Annotated in this window: 23 protein-coding genes; 6 read left to right on the forward strand and 17 right to left on the reverse strand. The window is 34.9% G+C overall.

Going from position 1 to position 25658, the window contains the following annotated elements; all coding sequences use genetic code 11:
• Positions 1 to 228: 228 nt before the first annotated feature.
• The 5 genes from NSMS1_RS08270 (at position 229) to NSMS1_RS08290 (ending at position 4751) form a co-directional block, all read left to right on the forward strand.
• The gene (locus NSMS1_RS08270) at positions 229 to 435 is read left to right on the forward strand and encodes a hypothetical protein (RefSeq protein ID WP_224092442.1); all 207 of its coding nucleotides are present in this window, start codon (positions 229 to 231) and stop codon (positions 433 to 435) included.
• Between the two features lie 711 nt (positions 436 to 1146).
• Positions 1147 to 1794, forward strand: coding sequence for a PEP-CTERM sorting domain-containing protein (locus NSMS1_RS08275; protein ID WP_224092444.1), 648 nt, complete (start codon positions 1147 to 1149; stop codon positions 1792 to 1794).
• A gap of 631 nt (positions 1795 to 2425) precedes the next feature.
• Positions 2426 to 3286, forward strand: a complete 861-nt coding sequence (crtA, locus tag NSMS1_RS08280) for a cyanoexosortase A (protein WP_224092445.1) — start codon at positions 2426 to 2428, stop codon at positions 3284 to 3286.
• Complete coding sequence (locus tag NSMS1_RS08285; protein WP_224092446.1) at positions 3286 to 3945, forward strand: cyanoexosortase A system-associated protein; 660 nt, start codon at positions 3286 to 3288, stop codon at positions 3943 to 3945. The genes crtA and NSMS1_RS08285 overlap by 1 nt, the downstream gene beginning before the upstream one ends.
• 38 nt (positions 3946 to 3983) lie before the next feature.
• Positions 3984 to 4751, forward strand: coding sequence for an HpsJ family protein (locus NSMS1_RS08290; RefSeq protein ID WP_224092447.1), 768 nt, complete (start codon positions 3984 to 3986; stop codon positions 4749 to 4751).
• A gap of 102 nt (positions 4752 to 4853) precedes the next feature.
• On the opposite strand, the gene NSMS1_RS08295 is transcribed toward NSMS1_RS08290, so the two are convergent.
• The 5 genes from NSMS1_RS08295 to NSMS1_RS08315 are packed head-to-tail and all read right to left on the reverse strand — an operon-like array spanning position 4854 to position 10441.
• A complete protein-coding gene (locus tag NSMS1_RS08295; RefSeq protein ID WP_224092448.1) occupies positions 4854 to 5414 on the reverse strand; it encodes a YdcF family protein in 561 nt (186 codons plus the stop codon).
• Between the two features lie 36 nt (positions 5415 to 5450).
• Positions 5451 to 6662: a glycosyltransferase gene (locus tag NSMS1_RS08300; protein WP_224092449.1), complete on the reverse strand. Its 1212-nt coding sequence runs from the start codon at positions 6660 to 6662 to the stop codon at positions 5451 to 5453.
• 16 nt (positions 6663 to 6678) lie between these two features.
• A complete protein-coding gene (locus tag NSMS1_RS08305) occupies positions 6679 to 7863 on the reverse strand; it encodes a glycosyltransferase family 4 protein (protein ID WP_224092451.1) in 1185 nt (394 codons plus the stop codon).
• A 27-nt stretch (positions 7864 to 7890) separates the two neighbouring features.
• Entirely contained in the window at positions 7891 to 9204 is a 1314-nt protein-coding gene (locus tag NSMS1_RS08310) for a hypothetical protein (protein WP_224092453.1), read from the reverse strand.
• Positions 9191 to 10441 carry a glycosyltransferase family 4 protein gene (locus NSMS1_RS08315; RefSeq protein ID WP_224092454.1) on the reverse strand — a complete coding sequence of 417 codons (1251 nt, stop codon included), beginning with the start codon at positions 10439 to 10441 and terminating at the stop codon, positions 9191 to 9193. Before NSMS1_RS08315 ends, NSMS1_RS08310 begins: the two co-directional genes overlap by 14 nt.
• Before the next feature lie 361 nt (positions 10442 to 10802).
• Between NSMS1_RS08315 and NSMS1_RS08320 the strand changes: the two genes are divergently transcribed.
• Positions 10803 to 12467 (forward strand): glycoside hydrolase family 55 protein, encoded by a 1665-nt coding sequence (locus tag NSMS1_RS08320; RefSeq protein WP_224092455.1) that lies wholly within the window; start codon positions 10803 to 10805, stop codon positions 12465 to 12467.
• A gap of 487 nt (positions 12468 to 12954) precedes the next feature.
• Here NSMS1_RS08320 and NSMS1_RS08325 read toward each other — a convergent pair whose 3' ends face one another.
• The 12 genes from NSMS1_RS08325 to NSMS1_RS08380 all read right to left on the reverse strand — a co-directional run bounded on the left by NSMS1_RS08325 (position 12955) and on the right by NSMS1_RS08380 (position 25645).
• Entirely contained in the window at positions 12955 to 13827 is an 873-nt protein-coding gene (locus tag NSMS1_RS08325) for a glycosyltransferase family 2 protein (protein WP_224092456.1), read from the reverse strand.
• Positions 13824 to 14399 carry an acyltransferase gene (locus NSMS1_RS08330; protein WP_224092458.1) on the reverse strand — a complete coding sequence of 192 codons (576 nt, stop codon included), beginning with the start codon at positions 14397 to 14399 and terminating at the stop codon, positions 13824 to 13826. The genes NSMS1_RS08325 and NSMS1_RS08330 overlap by 4 nt, the downstream gene beginning before the upstream one ends.
• Positions 14396 to 15361 carry a glycosyltransferase gene (locus NSMS1_RS08335; protein ID WP_224092460.1) on the reverse strand — a complete coding sequence of 322 codons (966 nt, stop codon included), beginning with the start codon at positions 15359 to 15361 and terminating at the stop codon, positions 14396 to 14398. Before NSMS1_RS08335 ends, NSMS1_RS08330 begins: the two co-directional genes overlap by 4 nt.
• Positions 15362 to 15368: 7 nt before the next feature.
• A complete protein-coding gene (locus NSMS1_RS08340; protein WP_224095175.1) occupies positions 15369 to 16421 on the reverse strand; it encodes an NAD-dependent epimerase/dehydratase family protein in 1053 nt (350 codons plus the stop codon).
• 252 nt (positions 16422 to 16673) lie between these two features.
• Entirely contained in the window at positions 16674 to 17387 is a 714-nt protein-coding gene (locus NSMS1_RS08345) for a class I SAM-dependent methyltransferase (protein WP_224092462.1), read from the reverse strand.
• Between the two features lie 410 nt (positions 17388 to 17797).
• On the reverse strand, positions 17798 to 19021 hold the full coding sequence (locus NSMS1_RS08350) for a glycosyltransferase (RefSeq protein WP_224092464.1): 1224 nt from the start codon (positions 19019 to 19021) through the stop codon (positions 17798 to 17800).
• Between the two features lie 232 nt (positions 19022 to 19253).
• Complete coding sequence (locus NSMS1_RS08355) at positions 19254 to 20435, reverse strand: glycosyltransferase (protein ID WP_224092466.1); 1182 nt, start codon at positions 20433 to 20435, stop codon at positions 19254 to 19256.
• A gap of 42 nt (positions 20436 to 20477) precedes the next feature.
• Entirely contained in the window at positions 20478 to 21377 is a 900-nt protein-coding gene (locus NSMS1_RS08360) for a glycosyltransferase family 2 protein (RefSeq protein ID WP_224092467.1), read from the reverse strand.
• 10 nt (positions 21378 to 21387) lie between these two features.
• The gene (locus NSMS1_RS08365; protein WP_224092469.1) at positions 21388 to 22485 is read right to left on the reverse strand and encodes a glycosyltransferase family 4 protein; all 1098 of its coding nucleotides are present in this window, start codon (positions 22483 to 22485) and stop codon (positions 21388 to 21390) included.
• Positions 22486 to 22499: 14 nt separating this feature from the next.
• Positions 22500 to 23351 carry a class I SAM-dependent methyltransferase gene (locus tag NSMS1_RS08370; protein WP_224092471.1) on the reverse strand — a complete coding sequence of 284 codons (852 nt, stop codon included), beginning with the start codon at positions 23349 to 23351 and terminating at the stop codon, positions 22500 to 22502.
• A 63-nt stretch (positions 23352 to 23414) separates the two neighbouring features.
• The gene (locus tag NSMS1_RS08375) at positions 23415 to 24689 is read right to left on the reverse strand and encodes an ABC transporter ATP-binding protein (RefSeq protein WP_224092473.1); all 1275 of its coding nucleotides are present in this window, start codon (positions 24687 to 24689) and stop codon (positions 23415 to 23417) included.
• 116 nt (positions 24690 to 24805) lie between these two features.
• Complete coding sequence (locus NSMS1_RS08380; protein WP_224092475.1) at positions 24806 to 25645, reverse strand: Uma2 family endonuclease; 840 nt, start codon at positions 25643 to 25645, stop codon at positions 24806 to 24808.
• Between the last annotated feature and the right edge of the window lie 13 nt (positions 25646 to 25658).

A 25658-nucleotide genomic window follows, 5' to 3' on the forward strand; every position in this document is an offset into this window, starting at 1 on the left:
CGGGAAAAATTTACTTCTAAAGGTACTATCCTAGACTGTTGGTCTGGCTTTAGTAGTAACTATTAAGTTAATTTATCAAATGATTACAGAATATTGAAAAAAATACTGTTATTTTAAGTATGATACTGTTACACAACTTGCTAAGATGAGAGATTACTCATTAAAGAAGAAATATCTCTGACTTCGTTTTAGCAAAGAGTTAATTTTTTGTTTGGAAGGTAAGTAAAAATGCCTATGTTTTTTTTGGTTCCTCTGGTTGCGGGTTTAGCAACTGGTTACATATCAAAAAAATGTCAAGATGAGGTAGCTTATCTGACTGGTATATTTACAGTACTAAGTCTGGTTTTGAGTCTGGTGCTAGCACCTTGGCAAATTCAAGCCTTACTCCTAATTGCTGTGTTGGCTAGTACTAACAAGTTATTAAGAAAGAATTAGGGCGTTTGTGAATAGAAATATTAATTTCCAGATAAGATGCTTCCAACTCATTCACTCTCTCCTTGTAGGTTTCTGTGTGAATACATCTCATATATAATCAAATTCTATCAAGAATATAGACAAGATACTGGTATATACCCAGACAGCACATAAGCATCTTTTCTTTTACCAAAATATAAAGATTATAAATAACATCTGCACCGTAAAATCAAGTTTAGTTTTAGTAACAATTCTTTTTCTCCCCAACAGCATAAGTAGTTGAGATTACTGAAAATTAAACCTTGGACGTTGCTGTGCGGCTACAATTTTACGATCGCGCGTTTTGCAAAAATAGACAATTATTGCATATAAAGATTTTATGAAGCTGATTTAGTACATATTGTACCGTAGGTGCTTATATGCGAATATACTCAGCACAGCAAGTTAAATATATAGATATCAATTAGTCTAAATAGTAACCATTACGATCTTAATCTGCCTTCAAAAATGCTGGTGACTCAAATTCAGGTGTAGTTTTCCTATAAGATGACATTGATAGTTAAATTTCAGTAATTTCTAACGGACTAACGTGTAGTCTAGACAATACTCGTGTAATGTTCATTTTTCAAGGCTAAATGTATTTTAGGTAGAGATCAAATTTTACTTATTAGGCAAATATGTATCTATAAGGCTTGCAGATACCTTTTCTTTGACTAAAACTAAACAGAATCTATGAAAACATCCACAATCTTGCCTATTTTGTCAGCAATAGCATTAGCACCTATCACAGTAGGTTTGCTTGAAGTACCTGCTTCAGCTTTGACTCTTCAATTGGCTCCTGTTGATTTTCCTCCTCCTGGAGTTGGCGGCGGTACAGCATTTGGTTCGTTTGATTATAATACAGCTACCAACATAGCATCAAACCAAAATATTACTACAACAGCAGGCATTGATCCATCTGTTCTACCCGCATTTAACTACACGACATCCTCAAGTACTGCATTTCCTAATTCTGATAATGGGTTTTTCACTGTAAGTAACGGAATAAATACCTTAGCAAATGACAGATTGTTTATTTTCAGAGACAATTCCTCACTGCGAACTTTAGGTATTTATCTCACTGCTCAAGCAGTGAACAATACTTTGGGTGCAACTTATGCAGCCTATGTTGCTGAGGGCAACGTTGAATTTGGCAATTTAAGTACATTTGTTGGCAACTTGATAGCTGGAAACGTTTCAGCAGACTTAGGCTTCAGAATAAGTAGTGGTACATTAACTGCGGTACCTGAACCAATCACTATGGCGGGACTCGCTCTGGGTTCTGGATTTGGTGTACTACTTCGTAGAAAGTACAAAAAGCCGACAAGTGTCTCTAACTAGTTGAGCGTCTAATTTTGCAGATAGCAAGCGAAGCATACAAGCTAAAGCAAACACGATAAGGTAGATGTATTAGGCTTTATTGTTGTAGCTAATAGCTATAGTAAGGTTCGCTTTTCTTAAAATTAAAAGTTTAGTTTCTCCTCTAATAGAGTATTTTTCAAAGTTGTTCCCTGTGACTCGCTTCATTAAATATTCTTGTAAATTATCCACTAACTTGCCCAGAGCTTAGATGCGCTTGGCAATTACTGTAATGTAATGGATATATCAATTCATAAGTTTTCAGCAAGGTAATTTGAACAGTTAACCCAGCAAAAACAGCCAGTGAATAAATTCACAGACTGTTTTGATGATTGATAAATTACATTTGATGTATTTCTGTACCATTCAACGTTTTGTATTAAACAGTAATGTAATGTATTAGAGAATATCAACTTTAATTATTTGTGATTCTTATTAATGAGGTTTTATTAAAGAATTTAAGCTATGTTATTTTTATTAATAAAAATGTATTAAAATAGCAAACATTACATAAGAGTAAAATTTTCTGTATATCTAAACTTCTAGAGAAAAAGAGAAATAGCCTTGATTTATAAAAAGTAATTTGTTTTTAAAGACTATTAAAATAAAAAACATGCAAAACAAGTTATCATTCAGATTAAAAAGTGTAGAATTTTTATTATTAGCAATAGGAGGTTCACTAATAGCTATTAACTTAACAATAGCATGGAGAAACGGTGATCCAACTAGCTTTTACATAACGCTGTTATTTTTATTAACCGTATACTCTTTAATTAAAGAAAAATGTTATACTTTAGATTTAAAAAGTGAAATTTTATCTAGCTCTGTAGGTGCATTGCTTCTATTGGGGGTATTTATATACAGTACATTACCAATCAATATCGGAGTTTTATTCCTATTCCCTACTTTAACGTCAGGTTTGGGTTTAGCTCTATTAGCTTCTGGTTATAAAGGAATAAAACAATATTATAAAGAGTTATTGTTACTAAGTTTTCTTACTATACGTAGTTTAGTAATTATGTATAGATATAAAATAGATATATCTCTTTTAACTGCTAAACTATCTACAGCTATTCTTTGGTATACAGGTTTTAAAGTTAACCGTTCTGGAATAATGATTCATCTCCCTACAGGAAGCGTAGAAGTATATTCTGGTTGTTCTGGAATAGATGTAATTATGGACATGCTAAGTCTAGCAGTAATGTTCATAGCCATATTCGATCTGAGCTTAAAACAAAAATTTATTGTACCAATAGTTGCAGCCTCAGTAGGTTTTGTTGTTAATAGTTTTAGGGTTGCTTTAATGGCCATTATAGTAGGACAAGGGAATAAGCAAGCATTTCAATACTGGCATGATGGAGATGGTTCTATTGTATTTTCAATGATTGCTAGCCTTGTGTTATGTGGGTTTTGTTGGTTTTTACTCAACAGAAATGAGCAAGAACATAAAAATACTACACATCTTTCAGAATAATGTATTGGAAAGAAATTCGCTTTAAGTTTTTAGCATCCATCTTGGGTTTAGGAATATTAGTTACAGCTAAATCAATATTGTTTCCAAATCCAGACAAACCAAAAATTAGTAACTTTGTTTTTCCTCAAGAAGTACCTTTAGCACAATGGCAACCAACTTTGGTTAACTCTATAGAACATTCATCTATTGATAATCCTGACTTAATAGCGCAAAAACATTATAGATATGTGAGGAATAGCATACCTCTAGATATCGAAATGCGTTATTTAGGAAATTTTTATGAAGCAGATATTGGCATGTATCTAGAACGTAATTTTGGTATAAAATCATTTAAAATCATACGTCAGAAAAATGGAGTTGGCTTCTATGCTCTAGGTATAGATAAGCAAAAAGCTTATTTAAGTTCTTGTATTAACCCAAGAGGAAACAGTACTTTTACCCATGCACAGTTTAGAGATAACCGCTTTTCTAAAGATATTAGTTTTCATCGTATAATACCAATTCTCATAGGAAAAGAAGCACTTTTAGACAAGCGTTGTTTGTGGGTGTATTTATCTATTCCCGTACAAGGTTCTTCTCATGAAGAAGCTTACCAAGTATTAGAAAAAGCTTGGTTTTCTTGGTATCAGTGGTGGCAACCCCGATTTCCTGAACCTTGAATTTTAGTAAATGTAAATTTTGTAATGACTTTAAACTTATGGCTGAAACTGACATCCGTGAACCTAACACCCGTGATACTGATATTCGTGAATTTGTTGAATTAGAGTTTACAAAATTAAGTAAACTAGTAGGAACTATACAGCCTCTACTTGAGTTAATTAATCTGTGGCGAATACTTGGCTACGGCATGTTATTTTTGTCCTTATTAGACATAGTTGAAATTTTTGTTCCCCCAAGCTTTATGAATCCCAACTGGGAATTTCAAACAATGGGAAGATTAGTTAATCAAGTAGGCGTTCCACTAATTGCACTATTGTTTGTATTTTCTGGTAAATTGACCAAACGGGCTAAATGGGAACTGCCGATATTGGGATTAATATCTAATTTAACACTGTTAGTGGCTTTGTTATATATGCTACTAATTCCTTTAGGAGTAGTAAATACAGTACGTTTGTACAACACAAACATTGAACAAATTAGAACTGGCTATGAGCAAAGGCTCTCTCAAGCTAATCAGGTTGAAAAGCAGTTGAGCCAAACTTCACCAACAGAGATAGATAACTTAATCCGACGACAAGGTGGTTCATTAAATGGTAGAAATCCCCAAGATATAAAAAATCAAATTTTTTCACAACTAACACAAGCAAAGCAACAATTGAAAACCCAAAAGGAGACCAATCAGTCCTCTGTAACTTTGAATTTATTTAAAAATTCTGTGAAATGGAATTTAGGAGCTTTGATATCTGCTGTTTTGTTCTTTATTGTTTGGAAAGAAACACGTTGGGCTAGGAAGAGAGTAGTATAGTTTCTGATTACTCGCTGATAACGCTCTATTGATAGCTAGTATCAGCCTTCGCAAACAAATTTATTAGCGTACCAGAGAAACCCGCATAAGCGGGTTTTAAATTTAGGTTCTTCCTGTATTACCTGTAATAACCCATAAGAGTGAACGAACAACATCACGAAGAATACGAGGAATAGATTCTGATTGCTTTTGTTTAGATGATACTGAAATCGGAGTAAATACAATACCTTGGCTACCAAGAATGACCGTAGCGATCGCTTTCGCTCTGGGCATATGAAAATCTGACGTAATCAAATAAATATGATGAATCTCCTGTTCTTTTAAGTCATCTATAACAGAAGTAAAATTTGTTACCGTATCTACTGCTTCTACATCGATGTGTAATTTTGTTTTAGGAATATTGCGAAACATTTGTAGAGTTTTTCCAACATCTGGAGGAGAAGATATCCAGATTGGTAGGGAAGGATACCATGTAGCTAGTTCAGCAGCAACTTGTTCCCTAGCTGGATCACCTCCCAAAACTAGAAAAGCTTCGGGTTGTGGTGCCATATTAAGCGCGATCGCTAGCCTTACTGGAATAACTAATAGTAAAGCAATCAACAATCCTACTAAAGCCAAACTCCAGTAAGTTTTAAATTTTTTACCGTAATACCTTTTTTTCAAAGTTTTTCAATATTTATAGTTAACTTCAAAAACTAACTATTTCTCAATAAATTCATTTGATTGAGTTTCAAGCGATTGTGGCAAAGGTTGTTTATCAATAATTGCTTGATAAACTTTGCAAAGATTAACGGCAATACGATCCCAAGTATAATTATTGAAAATAAAATCACGAGCGCGATCGCCCATTGCTTTTGCTTGTTCAGGTTCAGTTAAACACTCTATTAAAGAGTCAGCAATAGCATTTGGACTAATCTCTACAACATGAGCTGCTTGTGCTGCTGCTGCTTCAGGAAAATTGCACCCAGTTGTAATTATACAGGGCAAACCTGAAGCCATTCCTTCCAAAATAGACATACTAAAACCTTCTGAATAAGAAGGTGCAACATATAAATTAGTGGCGGATAAAGCTGCATATTTTAATGAGCCATTCAACATTCCCGTAAAGGTAACTGCATCAAAACAGCCAGCCTGTAAAAAATAATTTTGAGCTTTTTCTAAAAAACCGATATTATCTGGCCCTGCTACTACTAGATGGGTATGAGGAAATTGTTGATGAACTTTAGCAAAAGCAGGAGCAAGTAAATCTAAACCCTTTTTAGGGTCAATACGACCAAGAAATAAAATCAAAGTTTTATTTTTAGTTTCAGGAAATTGTTGATAGAAAACTTCTGCCTCTGCTGGAAGTTCAAAGTCTTGGCGATGCACTCCATTAGGTACAAAAACACTGTGTTTGAACCTCAAAGCATTGATGTTTTGAAATTCTAAACTAGAGGTAGTTTGGATGGCTTGAGATTTTTGTATTAATTTATTCTCTATTATTGAATAATAAAGCTTTTTTTTCCACCCTTTATAAGATAAAGCCCACGGCTCTAACATTCCGTGAGGAGTTACAACATAGGGAGTTTGAGAAGATTTACATATCCAGTTGGCTATTGAGATAATTGGTGCAAATACTGTTTGTGTATGAACTATTTCATATTTTTTGACATTATTAAATAGCCATTTCACTAAAGAGTAACTGATAATAAAATCATCTTGATGCCAGCAAGGAAAATACTGTATTCGATAATTTTCTTGATTAATCCATTTATTTAATGGTACATCCAAATTATCTGTCCCATTAGCATTTGTTGTAATGAGATCAACACTAACGTCTAGACGAGCAATTCCTTCTATTAGCTCCTTGACAATTTTTGAAGTTCCACCATAGATAGTACTAATATAAGGAGCAACAAATAAGATTTTCATATTGAATATAAATAATTTACATAATAGGTTTTCTTACTATATCAATAGCTTTTAAAAGTCCGTCAGCAAACTTTTGGGGAGAAAATTTATCTACAATTTTTTGACTTAAATATCCCATTTTAGCTCTTGCAGCTGAATCCATTTGTTGAATGGCTAGCAAAGAAGCAGTTATTTGTTCTTGATTTTCAGGGTCAAATAACAAACCATTACTTCCATCTTCAACTAATTCATATCTTGCACCAACAGTACTGCTACATAAAATCGGCAACCCAGCAGCACAAGCTTCGTTTAACACTAAACCCCATTGTTCTTGTAAAGCAGGATGGATAAAAGCATGAGCCAAGCCATACCAATCACCTATAGATTGGTAAGTGATAAAACCAGGCAAATGAATACAATCTTGTAATTTTTGTTCCAAAATCAGATTGCGAATAGCAACTTCTTCTGCTCCACTACCGCAGATTACCAAATCCCAAGCTGTCTCAGCTCCTATTTTCTGACGATAAGCAGTATATGCTTCTACAAGTCGAAAGACGTTTTTACGTTTGATGAGGCGAGTTACTACTATAAAATAAGGTTTTTCAGGTATATTTGGCTGCCTTTGTCTAGCCGCAACAGGATCGAGCCTAGCTATTTGTGCTTTTTGAGTAAAATAATCATTGTCAACTGCATCGTAACCAAGAAAAATCCGTTCAGGGGAAAAACCTAACTTGATTAAATAGTCACGATGTAGCTTTCCACCTACAAGGGCTGCATCATATTTTTTTACATAAAGCCAAGATTTTAACTGTTCTTTCCACCACTGTCGTCTTTCGTCATCCCATTTACTCTCACTCATCAATATTTTAGGGATACGATGTTTTTGACACCAAGAAAGGGCAGCACGAGATATGGGAAATCCCCATCCGGGAATCACAACTACGTCGGGTTGTAAACTATCTAAACAAGAAGGTAGGAGAGAGGCTGGAACTTTAGATTCTTGATTGCGGGGAGTTGTGGGTGCTGTCGTTGCTGATGGTAATAAAGTTTTTAAAGGAAATGTAATTTCATGCTCTACATTACCCCAAGGATGTTCTTGAGTATTGTCTGTAACTTGAATTGCGCTAAGATTCCAGCCTTTTTGCTGACAAGCTACGTAGGTAGCACGCAGTCTTGCAGCGTGATAACCTCCAATATTATAGAAAATAACGGTTATATTCATAGCTAATAGTATTCTCAATACTCAAATTTATGTCTGAAAGTAAAACGGTTTTCCTATTAGATAGTTGCGTTTGAAATAACTTCGTTTTATCCACAGCAACAAAAAACAAGGCCAAAACGCCATACCAAACCAAGCATAAATTCCTGGCAAATCTCCTCCACGCAAAAGAGGTATGAGACAAGCACACAAAATAGCACGAATTAGGATGCTGGCAAAAGGATGAACTTTAGTAGTATAACGGACTATAGAGGCCAAAATTTTTCCATAAATAAAAGAACAAATAACAATTCCAGCAATTCCACCTTCGGCATAAAAGGAACCAATTAATGACGGTGAAATGCCTAACGTTCCTTTACCTTTATCAGTAGTCAGATTTAGTTTATTCATATAGCCGCCTACTGGTTTTTCAGACCACCAAGCTCTAGGTATGGGTCGCAGGAGAATTTCTAAATGCTCCATCCCTAAAGAGAAGGGTAAACGTTGAGGATAGACCTGCTGTATCATAACGAAACCATCAACCATATTGGCATCTTCGGCACTAAATGCCCGTTCCCATGCTGACTGCTTAAGAGCATCTTCTGAAGCCACAGTGGAGCGCATAGCACCTGCTACGGTAAACACAGTAATACCCAAAACAGCAATAATCATAAAAATAATCATGCGAGTTTTTGGACGATAGGAAGAAGATAAAATGATGGCACTAGCAAGCATCCATCCCAAAAATTGAAATCTACCAGTAGGACTAAAGGTGTAATAAGACACGCCTGATAGAATGGCAAAAGCCATGATTTTAGTACTCAGGAATTTAAAACCACCAAATTTCCAAACGCAAAGAATTAAGGTGGCAATTCCAATTAACACCATAGGAAATAAGTACAGGTAGCCGCTAACTTCAAAAGCTAATGACTTTCCCGATGCTACTTGTGCTGCTACCCGATAGCGAACATACAAAATTATAGGTAGTCCAAGTAAACCAAAACGAATGACTATAGGATGTAACCACGCTAAAAACTGACGATCAGCAATAGGTTTAATAATTGGTAGAGATTCTTTTTGGAACAATATATAAGTAGCTACCAAGCAAATCTGACCAAATACCATGTAATTTAGTGCAACTAAAGCATCTTGTGCGGTAATTGGACGAAATCCTCCTAATTCACCAAGAGTTACCCATTCGCCAAAGCCGCTAGTAACTGCCCAATATCGATAGGAGCTAATATAAAATAAGAAACTGTTTATAAATAGCGGGATTTCATCATTACGCCGCAGTATCCAAATCCCACTAAAAATAATCAATCCAATTTGTGTGTAAGCTAAATAAGAAAATTCAAATAATGGCATAAGGCAGAGCTTGAAGTTGTTGCTGTAATTTCGTCAGACTAAAATTAGTAATATCTATATGTCTTTGAGCAAAGGCTTCTAATTGCCGAGGATTATTTAAGCAAAAGTTAAGAGCTTGTGCGATCGCCACTCCACTAACATCTGATAGTATCAATCCATTAAATTGATCTGTTACTACCTCACCACAAAATCGAGAAGTGATAATCGGCAATTTCCAAGCTTGAGCTTCTAATTGAGTTAATCCAAAACCATCAGATAAGGTAGGAAATAGAAAAATATCTGCCTGCTGATAGTACATAGCTGTAGTACTTCTGGAAACTGAACCAATCCACTTTACTTTTTCTGGAGATGGTTGAGGTGTAGAAATACCTTGAGAACCAACTAACCAAAATTCTATAGGTTGATTTTTTAGAAGTTCAGCTGCTTCTAAAAGTGCAGCCAGACCTTTTCTTAAAATTACTTGTCCCAAAAACAGTACTCTTAATGGTCTGTGTTCTGAAAAAACAGGGGGATAAATCCTCTGAAAATTATATGATTGTTCAGGTGGCTGATAAGCCAAAGAAATGATATCTATTTTATGTTTAGGAATGCCTACTTGCTGTATAGCTTCACTTGACCAGAGTGAGTTGACAATAATTCTGTCAGCTAATAAACATTCTTGCTGCCATCTATCCCAGTAATAAGAGGGTGCTGGTTGCCAATTTGATTGATAAAAAGGGTGTTTAATATGTTCTTCCATTACCAACTTTTCTTCTAATGGCCCAGGGTCAATTTGACCTAGAATCGTGCGCCAACCTAGAGATTTAGCATAACGGAAAACTTCTAAAGCTGCATAACTATATGCGAATAAAGTAGGACGAAAATTCAATTGAGATAGTTGGGGAGTAAGCTTGTATAATGCTCTGGTAGCTCGTTTTTGAAACCAATTATTGCGTTCAATAATATTTTCCCATCCCGCAGATTTTTTGATTTTTTGAGTTATTTCAAAGCTAATCAATGAACTGGTAAAAGCATGAACTGAAGCTGTCGCTAAATCTGCATGAAATCTTTCCCTAAGATTAGCTAATAAGGGTTTGGGTAATCCATTTAGCAAATAACTGGATTGTAACCATGCGTCGGTGATTAAATGCACTAACTGTCCAGACTGGTTTAGCGATCGCGGTATGGCATAATGCTCACGCGCTCCCAGTTGACAACATATCCACATAGAAGATTTATTATTCAACAATTTAGACACGTAATTCTCTGTAACTACTATAAATAGAGGCTTGATTGTAAAAAATGGTTGATTTTATATACAATTTACAGTATTTTTACTTAAAAAAATATTTATATTTTTTTTATAAAAATAAAATTTCCGTAAAGATTCTACTTGATAGAAGATTGATATCAAGGTTAATCTATGAAAAATAGATTGAAGTTAAGATATCAGCTTCTCACAGCTATATTTTAACAATTAAACAAGCATTATTAAAGGTTAGACAATTCATAAATCTGACCAAAAATAGGATTCTACTACTTTGTAGATATTGCTGGATTATGCCTTTTTCTGAGGAATAGTCGAATTTAGCGTGAGTAAAGTTTTAGGAGCTTAAATTATGGATCGTCGCACATTTTTAATGCAGTTAGCTTTAGGCTCAGGAGCCAGTACATTATATGGATTTTTTCTCAACAACTCATCAGTAATAGCTCAAGAGAAATCAATACATAAGAAAGTTTTAATTAGTCAAACTACCATAAACAATTTCGTGAATGTTTATCAATTTGGTAGATTAGTTAGTGGTAAAACAAATAGAGATTCTGTAAGAATATCAAATGCTAGAATCATCCAAAAAGCTATTGATACTGTTGGTCAACAAGGCGGTGGAACTATTTATATACCGACAGGATATTACCAAGTTTCTCCACAAATTTTAATAGGTGATTCGCCATCATCAATTGTTATTAACCATGATAATATTACTCTAATTGGGGATGGTATTGGTAAGACTATTATTGAGAGTAGAGGTGCTTGGTCTCTGATCAATAACCAAGTTGTTAGAGGGCATGGAATTATGATTAGGGGTACTAACAATTCCTTTCAACCAAGAAAAAATATTACCATCAAAAATCTAGAATTATCTGGTGGTACCACTGGTTTCACTGGAAATCGTGGATGGCCTGCTAATCCAACCAATGGTGATGGCTGGGACATTACTCATAAGGGTATAGTGTTAGACTTTGATAAATATTTAGATAATATTACAATTGATTCTGTTTACGTACATGATTTTAGAGGAGAGGTAATTTATGCAGGGGGAATAGGTGTCGAAAAAGTTACTATATTAAATACAAAACTACATGCTTCTAATGCCTCAATGTTAAGCCTTGATGCTAATCTTAGCGTTACTAAATGCCAGTTTTCACAAACAGCTAATGCTTGGGTTGAGAATGCACCAGTTTCGCCGAATAAATCTTATTATTTTGATGAATGTATCTTTAAAGATTCTACAGCACATGGCTTAGTTGTCGCCCAAGGTAATTTTTCTGAAAACCGCAAAGTTATTGTAACTAACTGTAGTTTTTACAACTCGCATGGAGGGATTTGTCCTTTTGGTGGGGCTAGTAATTTTGTTGTGACGAAAAATAAATTCTACGATATTAACAATGCTTTATTCACCAGTGGAATTAATAAAAATATTGAATTTTACGAAAATCAAATATATGGACAAACACAGCCAGTAACTACGGCTTATTTATTTGGTCAAGTGTCTAACGTATTAATAAAAAATAATAGCCATCAAGCCGCTACAAATACTAACGTGTCAAAAGCTAGCTGCATTTTTTATTATGGTGATTTAAAAAATATAATTATAGATAATAATATATTTGAAAATTGCCGCACTCCTGAACAATTGGCGGAGCTTACTAATGAGCGTCCACTTTTCAAAAATAATCAGTACATTAATGTTGAGAGGCGCGACCTACAAGGGTCGGCGAATTTTTGGCAAGTATCATTACCTTATGTTATTGAACCAAAATGTGAAGAAGTAGTAGTGTCAAATATTACTAACAATTCAGTTATAACAATAGAAATGAATATTAGTCGTTATGTTGATGGTCAAGAGGTTTTAATTACAAGTGCTAGTGCAAGTGATAAAACGGTACTGATTGCAAGTAATTGTCAAACTATTAAATCTGGAACAGATATAGCCTTAACTGGCCAAGGTCAACAAGTAAGGTTAAAATTTGATAAATCTATTTCTAAGTGGTCTAGAGTCTAAGCAATCGTCATGAAACTTAGGTTTTGGTGTAGCAGGAGTCTTATTACGAAGTCTAGATTAATGACAATTTTATCAAATAGTTTTTACCTTTTAAAAAAGGACGCTGAGTGTAAGCCATGTCTAAAGTTATTGTTGTTTCATCAAAAATAGCTCCCACAAACTGAGGGATAAATTCAAAATTAATGCCAGCATATTGTGTCCAATTAGCGGGACTTAGACAAAAAGTAGCCAGAAAACAGACTAAAATGTATACCCAGAAAGACTTTGACATCGTTTTAGGTAGTTTCTTGCTATATCTCGGTTTCAAGCATTTTTGAGCCTCTGGTGTATTCTCCTTGCTATGTAATCTCCTTGCTATGTAAGGGTTTGAGGCTTATTTCTGCGTCAAAAATGTTTAAGTCCCGTTAGAGGGAATAGTCAGATTAGGTTGGTCTGCAAGCCCTGGCTCAAAAGCAATTTAATGCTGCATTGACTTTAATGACTGTAGTTAAGTGTAAGGTAATGTTTGCCACTGCCTGTAATGCTGCATTGACATATTATGTCGATAGCTTTTAAATTTTTGAATGTCACTAAATCCAGCATATTCTCCCTGAAATTGTCCCCAACGTCTGACTTTAATTCCTAAAACGACCCTAGATGCCAAAGTGCGAGATTGCCTAATTAATTTGAGTTGGGGAGGTACAAACCAATCATTCCACAACACATTGTTCCTAGCGCCATAGAAGTCCATGCGATGCCAATTACGTCCTGTGTTGGAAGCCGTGTGATGAATCAAGAAGTGAGGAAAGTGATAGCAGTACCAATTTTTTTGGAAAGCTCTAGCTGCAATCTCCATCTCTTCACCTTGGTGAATTAACTCTTCACGATAACCTCCTAATTGCAGAAAGCGTTCTTTATGTAGAAGATGACCACAGCCTACAAAACATCTGACTGGGTATGGTTGGTCATCAAAAGATTGGTTTTGATATTGTGCAAGTACAGGGTTGTAAATAGGAAAACTAAGGCAGAATAGATTGTCTAGTGATTCTGCAAATCTAATGGCTGCTTCTAAGGAACCAGATACAGGGTAAGAATCATCATCTAAACTGAGGTAATATTTAGTCTGGATCAAGTGCGCTATCTGGTTCCGTCGAACAATTAAACCTTTTGATTCTGGAAATCGTTGGAGCTTGATATGAGGTAGTACATCTGTAATATTGAAAGGAATAGATTCCTCCGAAGCATCGTCTAAAATTAGTAGAGGTAATGCTCCTAAACCCGCTTTACTAATATTGGTAAGTGTAATTTTCAAGTCTTGCCAGCGATTCTTAGTGGTAATACCAATAGTGACTAAGTTTGCTAGGTTTTCAGTTTCAGTCATTGCTCTGTTCGGTATTTAATCACTTTAGCAGGAACTCCTACTGCGATCGCATTTTCTGGTATATCTTTGGTGACAACACTGCCTGCACCAACTACAGCATCGTTACCAATTGTGACACCTTTGAGGATTGTGACATTAGCACCAATCCAGACGCGATCGCCTAATCTAGTTGGTTTAGAAACCATCGGTTGTGCCAGAGGTGGTAAATTTATATCCAGACCGTGATCGTGATCGGTAATATAACAACTAGGGCCAATACCACAGTGCTTACCAATAATTAGTGATAAAGTCGCATCTATGAATGTATTGCGGTTGATGTAAGTGTAAGCACCAATATAAATTTTGGGATGAGATAGAGGTTCGCCACTACATAGTAATGTTACACCTTGATCTAAAGCACAGAAACTTTCTATTTCAATATCATCAAAGTTTCGAGGAATATCAACCTGTCGCAACCAGACATAGCCTTGTAGTTTTACACCCATAGATTTATAGTATAAATTACGACAACGACTGCTTAAACCTTGCTGAGTTCGTTGTAACAAAAGCAGTCCAACAGCGATTATTTTCAAGGTTGATTTCCTTGTTTCAAACTACGTGAGCTATTTAGAGAAAAAATAATTTCTGCGATCGCTTGCAGTTTACCATTTAAAACAAAAGGTAGCGATATCCAACCTTTTGTTGATGTTAAAGATGCAAAAATACCAAAAAGTTGTAAAACTATCAATTTAATATAATCGCCTAAACTACATTTTTGTAAAATTTGAGTCATCACGTAGTGACGGTTCACCAAATCCATCTTTGCTAACACACCGGAATTATTTTTATGATCTCCTGGCTGGCTATCATGAAATATCCTTGCAGTACGAACGTTAGCCAACTTCCATTGTTTTCCCACCACTAAAGAAAGTGTTACATCCTCCATCAGAGAGTATCCTGTAAAGTTTGCTGGAAACAAGGGTTGAGGTAGTACTTCCCGCCTATAGAGAGTGCAGGTAGTGTTTAGCCATTCTACAGGGACAATTTCTGGTAAATTAGCGTCATCTTCTGGTAGCAGATTTAACCCTGGGCCGATGCACTTACCAGCGTATGTTGTTTCTAGACGACCATGAAGAAACATAAACAGCCAACGGCTAATTCTTCCTGGGGGTAGGTAGCGTTGATTTGTAATCATGGCATTGACACCACCCAGGTGAATATCACTTTGTAATGCTTTCCATAATCTGATTAAACACTCTGGCTCTAGCAAAATGTCATCATCCATAAGCCAAATAAAATTTTGGTTAGCGTGAAGCATTGCTTGATTACGCTGAGTCGCTGCACCTATCTCTGTTGCACGATAATATTTAATATCAGTAGTAAGTCCAGGAATTTGACTCTGACAAAGTTTTTGTGTAGTATCATCGCTAGACCCATCGATCACAATCATTTCCACAGGCTGTACGGACTGCTGTGCCAGACTATGAAGTGTTCGCGCTAAAGGTTGGCTACGGTTACGGGTAGGGACTATAGCAGAGATAGGAAGTTTCAGCATAGAATTATTAACGACTACGTTGTTGCCAACTGATGAAAATTTCCTCAAAAATGTCATCTAGCGATTTTGTCAAACTCCACTGTGGATAATGACTTTGCATTTTACTTAAGTCGCTAATATAGCAAATATGGTCTCCTTCTCGATTTTTATCTACATATTCATATAGCATTTTTTTACCACTTATAGCTTCAATTTTGGCAAATGCTTCTAAAATTGAGCAACTATTTTGTCGTCCTCCACCCAAATTATAAACCTCAGCACAACGAGGGTTTTCCCAAAAAGCATGAATAAATCGAGCAACATCAAAGGAGTGAATATTGTCTCTAACTTGTTTACCTTTATAACCGAAAACGCGATAAAGTTTAGCTTCTAAATTGCACTTAATTAAATAACTCAAAAATCCATGTAGTTCCACACCACTATGATTTGGCCCTGTTAAACAACCACCACGTAAGCAACAAGTTCTCATACTAAAATAACGACCATATTCTTGTACCATAATATCTGCAGCTACTTTAGAAGCACCAAATAAACTATGCTTGCTTCTGTCAATTGAGAAATCTTCAGCAATACCGTTTTGATAAGTTGCATCATCATATTCCCAACGAGTTTCTAGCTCTTTGAGAGGAATAGTATTTGGTCTATCACCGTAAACTTTATTGGTACTCATATGAACAAATATAGTTTCAGGAGAATACTTGCGAGTAGCTTCAAGTAAATTAAGAGTACCAACAGCATTAACATCAAAATCGTCAAATGGTCGAGATGCTGCTAAATCATGGCTTGGTTGTGCGGCGGTATGAACTAATAAGTTAGGGCGTATTTGCTCTATACATTGGAGAATGCCGACGCGATCGCGTATATCTAACTCGATATGCTGAAAATTCTTGTGTTTTTCCAAAATTCTTTGTTGGTTCCAGCGAGTATCACCAGAGGCACCGAAAAAGTCTGCTCTTTGATTGTTATCAATACCATAAACTTCCCACCCTTCGATGCAGAAATAATCTACTACTTCTGAACCAATTAAGCCGGAAGAACCCGTTACTAATAACTTATTCATAATCTGTCGATTCATATTTAGTCTGTTTATTTACTTAAAAATTTAGCAACAATATCCTGTTTAGAATAAAAGTTGGTCAAATGAATGTTATATTTTTTTGTCAATTTCTTAAATGTATTTTTCAGTTATGCTTACCCCAGTCGAGTGAATCCCAATAACTAACTTAACCACTCGCTGAACACTTACCATTCCCACTTAGAGCTTTAGCAAAATTTAATGATGTTTCCATTTCATAGGATGTGTGAACTTTACTTAATATCCGCCATAATATTCTTTTACTTTTTGTAAAATTACTAAAGCATCACTGCATTTAGAACTCATAGTGCTGGAGTAATTGAAGCCGAGACGTAAACTATGCTTAATTAAGCGTGGAATATTGGGTAACCCTAATCGGGAGTTTATGACCTGGTATCCACATTCATTAATCAAAAACTTTATTGAATTACAAGTAGATATCATATAAATATCATCAATAGCAATAAAGCCACCAATTCTCAGCAATCTATCAGAAAAATAGGCATCAATCATTGATTGTCCTAATCCATGCCCTCCATCAATTAAAATAAAGTCGAATTTTTTTTCAGACAAAATTACTTTGGGCAAATAAAATTCAGATAAATCTTCAACCCATTCTAAGTGATCAATATAACCCAGTTGCTCAATAACTCTGAGTCCTGTGCTTCCCGAATGTGTTTTTTGGTATGGGTCAATGGCAATATGTAAATCATTACATTTAAAATATGATTTTGCTGCTATTATTGCAGCAGCAGAGCCTCCACTAGCTAAACCAATTTCGAGTGTTGAAGCAAGTTGGAAGTGATTAACTAAAGAAGCCATCACTAAAGATTCAGATAAGGATACTGATGTTCCCGATGTATAGGGGTTGTTGGCATAATCCCGCTCTATAGTTTGTTGTAATTCTAGCGGTAATCTTGGAAATTCTAGATTCTTTGCAACATTACTCATAGGTCTTCTGTATGATCAACGTAGTAAATTAATTTTTTCGTGTTGCTACACGGAAAGATAAATATAGGAATCATACTTGAATCTTGCTAAGTATACTGAGAAACAAATCTTTATATGGCAAGCTTCCAGCCAATTTGGTTTTTCAAAAATCAAATATGAATCCTATATCTTAATAAAGCTATATTTTTACACTTCAAATCATAAAATATTAATTTAATTAATCACTATTTTGTCTTTGCCAATGAGAAAGCTTATTAGGATATCTTTTATTTTGGTCATACAAATCGATCAATTAATGACTGCATTTAGTGAAACTGTGACGCAAGTCTACCTTTTCGCTTTCCATTGTTACAAATTTTTGTAGCTTTGCAGTATGAACATAACGCTCTAGTTCAGATCAATTTATCTTGCTATGAACCAACCCGAATTGTGTTTAAAAGATATTCAAATCTACATTGCCATGTATGGTCACGCAACGCTCTTTCATGCCCTGCTTCTCGCAGTCTTTCTGCTTCTACTGGGTGGTCGAGGTAAAATTTGGTCTTGTCGACTAATTCTTCCGTAGAGAAATAAGTATCAATTTCTTTACCTAAGCGATAGAATTCCGTAATCTCATCTGTATAACCTGTTAAGTAACAAGTTCGACACATTGGAGCCTCAAAGTCTCTAAGGCGTACATGAGGAATTAATTTTGATCCAGGACGACCATCAGACCATACATTGCTGAAGTTAAGAACTACTTCATATTGTGCAAAAGTATCGCTAATATTGTCAGCAAAACCACAGGCAGCATTGGCTAGTATGGGAAATAGTTGGCGACTTTGATATCGATGAGTTAACTGGTTGATAGTTCTGCTGATTCCTGTAATCATACCTTGGCTTTGGAAATTACTCCAAGCTGCTTGAGCATAACTTTTAAGCGTACCTGGTTGAGATAATTGCCGACCTAAATATTCTGTCGGTTGGGATACTGATAATTTAACTGGATTTTTTACAGAGGGATGAGAAATCCAACCACTACCATAAATATCTACAGGAATTTGGTTGATTAGCATCTGTGCAAGTAAGCGATCACGATCTGCATAACGCTGACCAACAAAACAGGCTTTAGATTGACGAATTTTTCCAGCTACAGGGTGATAAATTTCTGGGTTTGCTCCCATCTGTACCCAGATCGGATTAGCACCAACTCCAATATAAAGCGATCGCGCCTCTTTTTCTGGATGCCAGGAAAAGCTTACTTTAGTCGCGATATGTGCCACAAGTTCAAATTGGTAAATACTATTACAGTAAAAATTAACTGTAGGAATACCCAGTCGATGAATTTCTTCAAATCCAGTAGGCTCAAAGTGAGCGTTGTAAAAGTAACTCAAAAATAAGTCTACGGGTTTTTGTTGATGAGCCTGTAGTAATTCATCTACAATCTTTTGTGTAATTTGCGAGCGAACTTCTTTTTCTTGTGGAGTGAAATCATCTGAGATTTGCATAAATCGACTAGCTGGCAACAAATCCACATTTGATTCAATAATTTCATGCCCTAACTGTTTTAATGCTGGGTAGAAATTGCTACTCCATAAATTACCATAGAAGTAGTTTGGATTAATAGAATGACGAACAGCACAAAATATACGCATTCACTTTATATAATTAATGTAATGATACGTGTTATTGAGATAATTTTTATCAAAAAGATGTTTTACATTTTTTATAGCAATTTTGGTAAATATTTAGTATTTGCTATGATTTTATATACCTTTTGTATTTGATTAATTAGGTGAATTTATATATACCTCAAACTCATTGATAACTAAACATCTTAGATATAGCCTTCATTCTTTTTTACATTAACTGAAATGTATCAGGTATTTAATTAATTGCCTGATAAAAACTTTGAACCACTTTGGTATAGGAGAAATAATCAACGCCTTTTACCAAAGCGTTAACTGCTAAATTAAACCGATACTCTGAACTTTCAGATAGCTTTTTTACTGAATTAGTAAGTGTACCTATATCTTGATTTTCAACTACTTCAGCTACGCCAGGATTTTCTTTTGCCCATCGAACTGCCGAACAATAATGTGGCCCCCAAATCAGTAGCGGTAGACCAATTACAGTATAGTCTGTGAGTTTACTAGGAAAACTCATCTCCATATTTGGGCGATCTTCTTGCTCAAAACTCATTGGTACAAACAAAATATCTGCGTCTTCTCGTAACTTATGAATTAACCGTTGTGAGGGAATTAGTGAGTGTACAATAATATTAGGTTTATTAAGTCCAATACGTTCGATAGATTCTGGAGTTAGAGAAGAATAAATAAGTAAGCGATCACCAGTTAGTTCCAAAACAGATGCTAAAGATATTAAGCTATTAGCATAAGCTCTAGTGTGTACTGACCCAGCATACGCAAATACAAGAGAACTATAAACTTGACTTAACTTATCAGGTGGTTGTTCAAATATAGAAACATCTCTTGCCCTCAAAGGATACAAAACACTACCTTTAACACCATACTGCTGCTCGTAATATTTCATCATGTAAGGTGAAACACAAAGTCTCGACTTAGCTTGCTTGTAGATACTGCCGAAAATTTGCTTTACTAAGTTTTTTAACTGTGGTAATACAGGTATAAAGGATGTCCATTCATCATGGATAATTAAATGTAGTGGTAAATCGTGTTTTTTTGCTAGTTCTGCCGCAGTTATCCAAGATAAACCATGAGCTACAGTTAAAATTGCTTCTGGTTGAAAGGATTTAATTAAATTATCGAGTTGATGCGATCGCCATTTCGCAGTCAAAAGGAGATAGGAAGTATACACATAAGTAAACCGACTATTTAACGCTCGATTGTAACCTACAAAAATTGTTTTATAAATAACATTTTTTAAGCGATTTGGCTTTTGAGATTTAGCAATATTACCTTCAACTATACACAGAATATTACCAGGGTATTCTTGCAATAAACGATATAATAATGCTGAACCAGCAACAGTAGATTCTACTGGAACATCACCTATATAAATCAAGCGAGGTATATGTGAATTTATCATAAAGCAAATCAACAATTATGGCTAAAAATTACATTAGATTTTTTATAAAAATTTGTATGACTCAACTTCCCAATAACTGTTAGGATTTTCTTGTTTTTTTCTAACGATTTTTTTGCCGGAAAAACCAAAGATATTTGTTAATATTTTTTTTATTTTAGGTATATTATGTATTTTATTTTGAATTATTTTATCTCTTAAAAAATGTTTAGACCATTTACAGTTATTTCTACAATTATTTAATATTAATTCACTTTCTTTAGCATAAAAATCTTCCTGACGTACTCTTTGATTAAAACGATATCTAAATCCTCCTAATGGAGAATGTGTTCCATATAAATCTGTATGTAAAAAAAATCTAGACCATAAATCAAAATCACCAGCAAATTTAAATTCAGTACGGATATGGCTGCCAGTTTTTGTCCATAAACTACGCCGCCAAAAAGTTGATTCCTGTTGAATCCAACCAATCCATTCTCCCCTACAAGGTGAATAGTAACCATCTAAAAAACCATCTTGGGAATAACCTGGAATTGATGAAAATCCCACACAAAACCCTTGATAATCATAAGCTGCGGGACTCAAAGTAGTTAACCACTCTATCTCTGGCAATTCAGACATAATACTGGCTACGGTATGCAACGAACCATTAAAATACATATCATCACTATTTAACCATGCCATAATCTCCCCAGTAGAATGAGCAAACCCTTTGTTAACAGCAGCATAATGTCCTTCATCCGATTCACTGCACCAAAAATACAAATGATTTTCATACTTTTTAATAATATCTATACTTCCATCTTTACTGCCACCATCAATAATAATGTATTCAAGATTTGGGTAATTTTGAGATAACACACTGTGAATTGTTGCTTCTAAAAATTCAGCTTGATTATAAGAAGGAGTGACTATAGAAATTTTAGGGTATTTTTGTAATAGCATTATATTTTATTTAGTTGACCACATACTGATAGGCTTGTATAGTTTGTGACACGGTTTTGTCCCAACTAAATTTCTGACTTTGCTGTAAACCTTTAGCAATCATGCGCTCTCTTTCAGCAGGATTTTCTAGTAAGAATAATAATTTATCAGTTAAATCAGATATAGAGGTTGGCTCAAACAACAAACCCGCATCGCCAACCACCTCTGGAATACTAGAACTATCAGAAGCAATTACTGGTGCTTGGCATATCATAGCTTCTAAAGGTGGTATACCAAAACCTTCATATAAAGATGGGTAAACAAATGCAATACAGTTTCGATAAAGTTTAGCTAAGTGTGCATCACTAGCAAAACTAAAATGCTGAATATGCTTACCTAAATTCATTTCATAAATTAATTTTTCCTCCATTATATCAAACGGTGTACCCACTACACAAAGTATGATATCTGGTACTTTAAAAGTAATTTTTGAAAAAGCAATTAGTAGTCTACTAAAATTTTTGTAATTGTTTCTCCAGCCTACATGGAGAAAGAAAGGCTGAGTAGGAATAATTTCATTTCCATACCCAATATTTGGGCTAAAATCTGTTGCTAGATGAGTTACATAAATTCGCTCTTCAGGTAATGAATATCTTGTCAAAAGGTCTTTTTTAGTGTTTTCTGAAACACATAAAATTACATCTGCTGCTAAGATTGCATTACGTTTTATTTCAGCTACCTGCCCATCTTTATCCATTAAATTAGCAAAAACTTCATGAATCATGTCATGAACAGTCAAAACCATAGGATACTTATTCTTTGTTAATTCTCTACGAGAGAGCAAAGAATAATAAGTAGGATGAAAAATTTGAGGTTTATCAAGTATTTCAACTGTTCTAAAATAATGTGGTTCAAGCCAATAACAAACTCTTCCTGGACGAAACCCAAATCTTTTGTAAGAACACAATTTTAAATTAGGGTGATATGGGTGTGGCTCTTGGCGAGAACGAACAGTAGTTAAAGTTGGATGATAATTTTTGGGTAATCTACTAATTAAATTATCGAAATATCGGCTAATACCACCTACTTTTTGCAGACTATATATTTGACCATCATATAAAATACGCATATTTTAATTTTCTTTCATAACTTAATACAAAGAAAAGAATAAAGCCTACCTGGTGCGTTATCAGAATGGGATAGGCGCTGTCTAAACTTAGTTTCTAAAAGTTTAGATTTGATAAAAATTGGCTTAAATAATTTACCAAATTTTCTTTCTAAGACGTTAGAAAAAAAAGCTTTTATCTCTGTATTGGATGTGGGATAATGGTTAATCACACTATCAAAAGAACCAAGACAATTTAGAATTTTAAATCCGGCTTTATGAATTACTAAAGTATAGTCTTTAAGTAAATAAGCATTTTCCCCACCATGCAATTGATGCAAAATATGGTTTTCAAGGAATTGTTGAAGTTGATTTTTATCACTAATAATATGTTCTCTAGTTGCAAAAAATAATCCATGCTTTTTTAATACTCTTGAACATTCTGTAACGCCTTGCTGTAAATCAGAAAAATGATGAAGTGATTGGCGAGCATATACAATATCAAAGGTTTCGTCTGCAAAAGGTAAAGATTCTGCGAAAGCCTGGGTAATAGAAATAGAGCCATTACTAACATATAAACTTAGTCTCTTTGCGGCTTCGAGTCCCACATCTGCACTAGCATCAGGGTCTACAGCAGTAACATCATGTCCTAACGACGCAAAGCTATAGGAAGCTATACCATTTCCACAACCAAGATCAAGTATTTTGAGTTTTTTATTACCTTTGTTTAATTTTAAGTAGTTTTTAACTTCAGCAAACTCTTCACTGCCATAAAAACGTTTTGCTGCAATGAAATTATCCTCATCAAGGTAGCAAAGTTTAACAAGAGCAGCATAATTATCTTGTGTTCTTAGCCAATTAACAGATTGTTCGTATGTAATGTTATTCATAATTTAAAAATAAAAAAATAAAATATTATCTCCTAAGATAATTAATAATATCTAAATGAATGACTAATTATTTTGAGTTTTTGTCAAGCTATGTTCTTGCCACGGAAAATCTACAAAAATCATCCCGCAATCAGAACCTCTATATATAGCTAAATGACTTCCTGTTTCTTCTATTTCAAAACTTATTACAGATTGATGATGTGCCAAGATTTCAACATTAGGAATATGGGCATCAATATCAATTGTATAAATATCAGGCATTAGAAAAAGCCCTGGGAAACAGATTTCTGATATATACTGACCATTATGAATTTCCTGCTTTAGTGATGCAGAACGATTAACAGTAAAAATTACCATACCATTAGAATTAAAAATTTTTATTGTTAATTCTAAATTATTAAAAATATGATTTGAAGCATATTCTAAACATACTTTTATAGGTTGTTTAACATCAAAAATAGACGTTATCTCGCATTCTACATTCAATAATGATATACGTTTAAAGTAAAAACGCGCATCTTGATTGCAAGTTTCTAATATTACAATTCCAGAAGTTACAGAACCATGAATTAGATATTTACTTGTGATACTACTTGCTTGACCCTCCTGATAAACTTTACCATTCATTAACCATATAGTACGTTCGCAGAGTGTAGTTACTGTAGCCATATTATGGCTAACAAAAAGAACTGTACGTCCTTCTTTGCCTACATCTTCCATTTTTCCTATACATTTTTTTTGAAATTGTCCATCGCCTACAGCAAGAACTTCATCTACAATTAAAATCTCAGGTTCTAAATGTGCTGCTACAGCAAATGCTAGCCTTACATACATTCCTGAAGAGTAACGTTTTACGGGTGTATCTAGAAATTTTTCTACTTCTGCAAATGCGACAATTTCATCAAATTTGTGTTTAATCTCTACTTTACTCATCCCTAAAATTGCGCCATTTAAGTAAATATTTTCTCTCCCTGTTAACTCTGGATGAAAACCTGTACCTACCTCCAATAAACTGGCGACTCGTCCTTTAATTTGGATGCGTCCTTTTGTTGGTTCTGTGATTCTGCTTAAAATCTTTAACAGGGTTGATTTACCTGCACCATTACGCCCAATAATACCAACTCGATCGCCTTGTTTAATTTCAAAGGAGACATCTTTTAAAGCCCAAAACTCCTCTTCATAATTGTGATGCTTTGATTGGTGTTTTTGAAATGGTTGCAGTAAGCCCTTAGTTTGTTTAACAATGCTCTCACGTAGTGTTGTATAACCTTTTTCTTGCTGATGCCCAATAGTATATTTTTTACTGAGATTCTCTACTCTAATTACCGTGTCTGACATTGTTTTTTTAATTAGCAGTTAATAAATTTTTTATTAAAAAGCAAGAAGATTGCATTATATACTCATGCGATCGCCTGCCTTAAACACCTGTATTAAATAGTACAATCAAATGATATTTATAAGGTATCTGGGTCTACACCAAGCGATCGCAACCTTTGAGCCAATATTTCAGCCCGTTGACGTTCTTGTTCAGCCCGTTGGCGTTCTTGTTCGGCGCGTTCCTCTGGAGTGAGAATCCAGTTACCTGTAACATCATACCAACGTATCAACAAACAGAAGGTTTGTTGATAACTTCCCTGCCAGACTCCTATCCCCAACTGCAATTCTTCAAACCAAAATTTATTTTGTATTTCTACTTCTTGATAACGGGTTGCTGTTAATTGAAACACTCGCAATATATTTTGATAGCGGTCAAATACAATGTAGTAAGGAATACGCAAATTTTGTTCATATACTTGCCACTTTGTTGGCGGCTTATTGGTATCTCTTAATGTTTGCCCTAAATCCTCTGCTTCTGTACCTGGTGATAATAGTTCTACTACTAAAAAAGGGGCAATTGCCTCTTGCCAAACAACATAGCTTAGACGCATTTGTTGTTGTTGTTGAGCGCGAAATACACCTAAAACCAAAAACCAATCTAGTCTTTTGTACCACAACCGATTACGAGCATCATAGTACAAATTCAAATCTGTACCTATGAACATTTCTCCCAGGGGATAGGTTGGCGGTTGAAAGGTTTCTCGCAAAAGTTGGGGTTGGAAATCGTGGAACTCGTCAGGCAAACCAGGCTCCTCTGGATCTTCGCTGGGCAGATCATACATGGTGGGCATTGTTTCCCACGCTGGACGCGGATGATTTTGCTCAGGTGTGTCTAAATCTTGAGGATCTTCACTGGGCAAATCATACATTGTCGGTAAGACTTCGCTGGGGGGACGTGGTGGGTCAGTTTGGTACATGACAGTCTCATTG

It is taken from the genome of Nostoc sp. MS1, from assembly GCF_019976755.1.
Lineage (GTDB): Bacteria > Cyanobacteriota > Cyanobacteriia > Cyanobacteriales > Nostocaceae > Trichormus.